This window comes from Gemmatimonadales bacterium (assembly GCA_030697825.1).
Lineage (GTDB): Bacteria > Gemmatimonadota > Gemmatimonadetes > Gemmatimonadales > JACORV01 > JACORV01.
The window spans coordinates 1-1,248 of the sequence record JAUYOW010000154.1; the positions used below are offsets into that span (position 1 = coordinate 1).

Here is a 1,248-nt window from a genome sequence, read left to right on the forward strand (position 1 = left end):
ACCCTCGACGTGCTCGCCGTCATGGCCGCGCTCGCGCTGCCCCTCCTTCGGGCGTGGGACGTGCGCATGGTCACGGCGCGGGTGATGGACTTCGCCGCCGCGCTCGCGACCACCCTGGCGCACCTCGCCTTCGGCTCCCTCTTCTTGTTGTCGCAGGACATCCGATGGAGCGACCTGCGCGGGGAAGAGACATCGAGGCGGATTGGCGGCGTGCTCGCCGGTTTGTTGCTCGCCGTGCCGATCCTGGTCGTCTTCGGCTCACTCTTCGCCTCGGCCGATCCGGTCTTCGGAGGGCTGGTCGAAGACCTTCTCGCCTGGAACGTCGGCCCCACGGTCACGCACGTCCTGGTGGCGGGACTCCTCGCCTCCCTGGCGGCGGGGTTCCTCCGTTCCCAGCTGTTGAGCCAGCGGCTCTGGGCGCCCGGCGCCGCGCACGAGCCACGGCCGTCCGCCGGAATCGTGACGCTCGGCGTCGCGCTCAGCGCGCTGATCCTGGTCTTCGTCCTGTTCGTAGCGGTGCAGGCGCGCTACCTCTTCGCGGGTGGGGCGTACGTGCGCGTGGCCACGGGCCTCACGCTCGCCGAGTACGCGCGTCAAGGGTTCTTCGAGCTGGTAGCCGCCGCGGCGCTCACCGTTCCAGTGCTCTACGGCGCCGAGTGGCTGCTGGACTCGACTGACCCGAAGGCGGTCCGCAGCTTCCGGGCGCTCGGCGTGGTGCAGCTGCTGCTGGTGGGTCTGGTCGTGCTCTCCGCGCTCCAGCGGATGCGGCTCTACACCGCCGCCTACGGACTCACCGAGGACCGCCTCTTCGGTGCGGTGTTCATGCTGTGGATCGCGTTCGTGCTCGTCTGGTTCGGGCTGACGGTGCTGCGCGGGCGCCGGGAGCGGTTCGCGTTCGGCGCGGTCGTCACCGGGTTCGCGACGCTCGGGGCGCTCAACCTGATGAACCCGGACGGGATCGTGGTGCGCGTCAACGTGGGCCGGACGCCCGCGGCCGGGCGGTTCGACGGCGGGTATCTCGCCACGCTGAGCGCGGACGCGGTGCCCGCGCTGGTCGCGCGCCTGGCCTCATTGCCTGCGGAACAGCGATGCGAGGTGGCCCGCCGGCTGGCGCAGCGCGGCGACCGCGACGCGGCGCGAGACTGGAGAAGCTGGAGCGTGGCGCGGCATCGCGCCCAGCGCGCCTTGAGGCCTTTGGATCTCGTCAGGCTGAGGTGTAGCGGAAGCGCTCGCGCTCGCGCCGGGTGA

Annotated in this window: 1 protein-coding gene; it reads left to right on the forward strand. The window is 71.5% G+C overall.

From position 1 onward, the window contains the following. A partial coding sequence (locus Q8Q85_08670) for a DUF4173 domain-containing protein (protein ID MDP3774326.1) occupies window positions 1-1,248 on the forward strand: 1,248 nt, incomplete at its 5' end.